This is a genomic window from Acidimicrobiales bacterium, assembly GCA_036273495.1.
Lineage (GTDB): Bacteria > Actinomycetota > Acidimicrobiia > Acidimicrobiales > JAJPHE01 > DASSEU01.
Genome location: DASUHN010000156.1, coordinates 1 through 4,946, shown reverse-complemented (window position 1 = coordinate 4,946; position 4,946 = coordinate 1). Strand labels below are relative to the sequence as shown.

Here is a 4,946-nt window from a genome sequence, read left to right as displayed (position 1 = left end):
CGGGATGCCCACGACCCCACCGGCGGCCAGGGCGGCGGCGGCGGCCTCCAGGGCGGCGTCGAAGTCCGCCCCGGTCCCCGTGGCGTCGATCAGCGGCATTCCAGCCGCCCCACGAGCACCCGCTCCCGCCCGGCCAGGTCGGGGTGGAGCGACGCCACGAACCCGTGCGCCCGGGCCACGGCGGCCGTCTCCCCCGCCCGCTCCGAGGCCACCTCCAGGACCACGACGCCGGGCCGGGCCAGCCACGGGGGGGCGCCGGCCAGGATCAGCTCGGTCGCCTCCAGCCCGGTCGGGCCCGACCACAGGGCGCCGGCCGGCTCCCAGCTCGCCACCTCGGGCTCCACCTCGTCGGGTTCGGCCACGTAGGGCGGGTTGGACACGACCAGGTCGACCCGACCCCCCAGCTCCGGCGGCAGGGCCGAGAACCACGAACCGGGGACCAGCCGGACGCGGGTGGCGGCCCGGCCCCCGAGCCCGGCGAGGTTGGCGGTGGCCACGTCCAGGGCGGCGCCGGACACGTCGGTGGCCCAGATCTCGGCCTCGGGGCCCTCGTCGGCCAGGGCCAGGGCTATGGCGCCCGACCCGGTGCCCAGGTCGACGACCACCGGACGGGGCCGCCCCAGCCGGCGCAGCTCGCCCAGGGCCACCTCGACCACCACCTCGGTCTCGGGACGCGGTATCAGAACCCGGCGGTCAACCATGAGGTCGAGGCGGCGGAAGCCCCAGGAGCCGGTGACGTACTGGAGGGGCTCCCCGCCCCGGCGCCGCTCGGTCATGTCCGCCAACCGGCGCCGGGCCCGATCCGGGGCGGGGTCACCGAGGGCGTCCCGGAGCTCGGCGCCGTCCCGCCCCGACGCCGCCTCGACCAGACGGCGGGCGTCCAAGTCGGAGCCGAGGGCGGCGGAGGTCTGGCTGAGCAGCTCGGACCAGGTGGCGGTCAGGCCTCTCCTCTCAGCTGGCGGGCCCGCTCGTCGGCCACCAGGGCGTCGACCAGCTCGTCCACCTCCCCCATCAGGATGCGGTCGAGGCGGTGCAGGGTGAGCCCGATGCGGTGGTCGGTGACCCGGTTCTCCTTGTAGTTGTAGGTCCGGATCTTCTCCGAGCGGCCCCCGCCCCCCACCTGGCTGCGCCGCTGCTGGGACAGCTCGGCGCTCTGGCGGTCCTGCTCGGCCTTGAGCAGCCGGGCCCGCAGCACCTGCATGGCCTTGGCCCGGTTCTGGATCTGGCTCTTCTCGTCCTGCATGGCCACGACGGTGCCGGTGGGTACGTGGGTGATCCGCACCGCCGAGTCGGTGGTGTTCACCGACTGACCTCCCGGTCCCGTCGAGCGGTAGACGTCGATCTTGAGGTCGTTGGGGTCGATCTCGACGTCGATCTCCTCGGCCTCGGGCAGCACGGTCACGGTGGCCGACGAGGTGTGCACCCGACCCTGGGACTCGGTGACGGGGACGCGCTGCACCCGGTGGGGGCCGCCCTCGTGCTTCATCCGGCTCCAGACACCGTCACCGCGCAGGGAGAAGGTGATCTCGTTGAACCCCCCCATGTCCGACGGATCGGAGCCGAGGACCTCGAGCTTCCAGCCCACCCGGTCGGCGTAGCGGGAGTACATCTCGAACAGGTCCTTGGCGAACAGGTTGGCCTCCTCCCCGCCCTCGGCCCCCCGGATCTCGACGATCACGCCCTTGTCGTCGTTGGGGTCCTTCGGCAGGAGCGCCATCTTGAGCGCCTCCTCCAGCTCCGCCATGCGGGACTCGGCGGCGTCGATCTCCCCGCGCAGCATCTCGCGGTCGTCCCCGGACGCCTCGGTGAACAGCTCTCGCGCCGCCTCGAGGTCCGCCTCGGCCCCGCGGTAGCTGCGGTACTTGGCGGTAACCGCCTCCAGCTCCTTGTGCCGGCGCGCCACCTCGACCCGCCGGCGCTGGTCCCCGAGCACGGTGGGATCCGAGAGCTGGACGAGGACGTCCTCGTACTCCTTCTCGAGCTCGTCGAGGCGTTCGAACATCTGCTCTCCAGGCTAGGACGGCGACGGGCTGTGCAACTCCCGCCAATCCGTCGGCACGGTGCGGATCTCGGCCGGATCCGACAGCATGCCCACCAGGCGCCGGGTGACGGGGTGGTCGTCCCGCTCGGGCACCACCAGGACCAGGCGGCACGGGCCCGCCCCCACCCTCACGTCCACGGCGGCGGGCACGAGCTCGGGGTCGACCCCGGTGGAGCAGACCACGGCCATCCGGTCCCCGCCGCCGTCGGTCCCGACGGCCGGCGCCACGGCGCGGCTCCGGAGGTTGGGCCGCGCAACGGGGGGTGACACCGCGACGAGTGACCCCGCCCCGACCAGCTCCGGGCGGCGCACCAGGAGAGCCCGCAGCCACCTCTCCGGCGCCAGCTGGTTGGCGGGGTGGGAGGGCCCGCCTCCCCGCCGGCGGGCCTGGACCTGGCTCACCACCCCCCGCAGGTCGCCGACCGGGTCGCGGGCGTCTCCCGGGAGCCCGCCGTGGACCGTGCGGCGGGCCTCGCGGTCGTGACGGCCCACGCCGATCGAGAGCTCGGGCCCGTCGGGACCGGCTTCCACCCGGGCCACCTCGAGCCCGAGGACCTCCACGGAGATCACCCCGTGCTCGGCCACGACCTCGGCGCCCTCGCTCCGGGCGGCCTCCAGCACGGCCCGGAGCGGCGCGGTCAGCTCGGGGGGATCCGGCTCCGGAGGGAGCGGCTCGGCCCGGGCGGGCTGCAGGGCCCGGCCCTCGAGGTGCCAGATCCGGGGGGCCACGGAGAATGCCGCCGCCCGCCGGGCCAGCATGCCGGTGCCCTCCTCGGCGACGACGTGCAGCTCGGTCACCCCAGCCGATCCGGCCCAGGCGAGGGCGCCGCCGAGGAGGCGGTCGGGATCCTCGCCGTGGATCCAGGCCGTTGCGCCCCGGCGGAGGGTCGCGCCCAGGGGAAACGGCCCGGAGACGGCGTCGGCTGCGTCTCCCCACTGGGCGCCGACGACGGCCTGGAGCTTGGCTTCGAGCAGCCGGCCGCGCCGGTCCCCGGCGCGGTCAGGAAGCCTGGCGATGGCGGACGCGGTGGCCGTCTAGGCGCGGCGCTGCTTGCGCCGCCCGTAGCGGCGCTCGAAGCGCTCGACCCGACCGCCCGTGTCCACGAGCTTCTGCTTGCCGGTGTAGAAGGGATGGCACTCGTTGCAGAGCTCGACGTGGAGGTCGGACTTGGTCGAGCGGGTGGTGAAGGTGTTCCCGCAGGAGCACCGCACTGCCGCCTCGACGTAGCTGGGGTGGATTTCTGCCTTCATCTCGCCTTCTTATACCGGAGGTGTCGGGCCCTTGGCTATCTCGGCCAGGAACTCGGCGTTGCTCTTGGTCGTCTTGATCTTGTCCATCAACAGCTCGAGGCCCGCCGCCGCGCTGCCCTCGCTGCCCAGGGCGTTGAGCACCCGGCGCAGCTTCCACACCTGCTGGAGCTCGGACCGGTCGAACAACAGCTCCTCGTGGCGGGTGGAGCTGGCGTTGACCTCGATGGCCGGGTAGACCCGGCGCTCGGCCAGCCGGCGGTCGAGGCGCAGCTCCATGTTGCCGGTGCCCTTGAACTCCTCGAAGATCACCTCGTCCATCCGGGAGCCGGTCTCGACCAACGCCGTGGCGAGGATGGTCAACGATCCACCCTCCTCGATATTCCGGGCCGAGCCGAAGAACTTCTTGGGCGGATAGAGGGCGCCCGAGTCGACGCCGCCGGAGAGGATCCGGCCCGAGGCGGGTGCCGCCAGGTTGTAGGCGCGGGCCAGGCGGGTGATCCCGTCGAGGACGATCACCACGTCCTTCTGCATCTCGACCAGGCGCTTGGCCCGCTCGATGGCCAGCTCCGCCACCAGCGTGTGCTCCTCGGACGGCCGGTCGAAGGTGGAGGCCACCACCTCGCCCTGCACCGAGCGGCGCATGTCGGTGACCTCCTCGGGGCGCTCATCGACCAGGAGGACCATGAGGTGGACCTCGGGGTTGTTGGCCTCGATGGAGTGGGCGATCTGCTTGAGCACGGTGGTCTTGCCCGCCTTGGGCGGCGAGACGATGAGCCCACGCTGGCCCTTCCCGATCGGGGACAGCAGGTCCACGATGCGTGCCGTCATGTTGGCGGCGTCCCCGGGCACCTCGAGATTCAGCTTCTGGTCGGGGAACAACGGGGTTAGGTCCTCGAAGCGCGGGCGGGCCCGGGCCTCGTCGGGAGTCATCCCGCTGACGCTGTCTATGCGGAGGAGGGCCGGGTACTTCTCGTTGCTGGCAGCGGGACGGCTGGCCCCCTCGACGTAGTCCCCCTTGCGCAGGGCGAAGCGGCGCACCTGGCTGATCGACACATACACGTCGCGGGTGCTGGGCAGGTAGCCCCCGGCCCGCAGGAAGCCGAAGCCCTCGTCGCGCAGGTCGAGCAGGCCGGCAACGGGGATGGGCTCACCCTGGAACTGCTGCTCCTGACCCGAGCCCTGCAGGTCCCGCTCGGCCCCCCCGGACCCGCCGGACCCACCGGACCCGCCCCGCTCGCGGCCCCGCCGCCTCCGGTTGCGCCGGTTGCCGGGCTCCCCCCCGCCACCGTCGAAGCGCTGGTAACGGTCGGTCCCCTCGCTCCGCGACTGGGACGAGGAAGACGGGGAATCGGTCCGGGCCTCGCTGCTGGCCCCGCCGGATGTCCGGGCGGTGCGGCTCCGGCCACCTGCGTCGGCGCCAGGGCCCACGCGGTCGGGGCCCGATTCGGCCGACCCGGAGCCGGAGCCGGATTCGGTCTCGGAGTCGGATTCGGCGTCGGTGGAGGCCGATGCCGGCACGCCGGCCCCGTTGGCGGGAGCGTCCTCGGCGCCGGCATTCTCCGATCCGGGACCGTCGGGTCCCTCGGCGGCAGGAGCCTCGTCGGCGCCGTTGGCGGCGGCCGCCGCCGCGGCCCGCGAGCCGCGGCCGCGCCGG

The 4,946-nt window shown here is 73.7% G+C and carries 5 protein-coding genes; all 5 read right to left on the bottom strand.

The window, feature by feature from the left end; translation table 11 throughout:
- Nucleotides 1-89: 89 nt before the first annotated feature.
- Nucleotides 90-920, bottom strand: coding sequence for a peptide chain release factor N(5)-glutamine methyltransferase (gene prmC / locus VFW24_06585; protein ID HEX5266422.1), 831 nt, complete (start codon nucleotides 918-920; stop codon nucleotides 90-92).
- Nucleotides 921-937: 17 nt separating this feature from the next.
- Nucleotides 938-2,002, bottom strand: a complete 1,065-nt coding sequence (gene prfA / locus VFW24_06580; GenBank protein HEX5266421.1) for a peptide chain release factor 1 — start codon at nucleotides 2,000-2,002, stop codon at nucleotides 938-940.
- Nucleotides 2,003-2,014: 12 nt separating this feature from the next.
- The gene (locus VFW24_06575; GenBank protein HEX5266420.1) at nucleotides 2,015-2,839 is read right to left on the bottom strand and encodes a hypothetical protein; all 825 of its coding nucleotides are present in this window, start codon (nucleotides 2,837-2,839) and stop codon (nucleotides 2,015-2,017) included.
- A gap of 237 nt (nucleotides 2,840-3,076) precedes the next feature.
- Nucleotides 3,077-3,292: a 50S ribosomal protein L31 gene (rpmE, locus tag VFW24_06570; protein ID HEX5266419.1), complete on the bottom strand. Its 216-nt coding sequence runs from the start codon at nucleotides 3,290-3,292 to the stop codon at nucleotides 3,077-3,079.
- A 9-nt stretch (nucleotides 3,293-3,301) separates the two neighbouring features.
- On the bottom strand, nucleotides 3,302-4,946 hold a 1,645-nt coding region (gene rho / locus VFW24_06565; GenBank protein ID HEX5266418.1), incomplete at its 5' end, for a transcription termination factor Rho.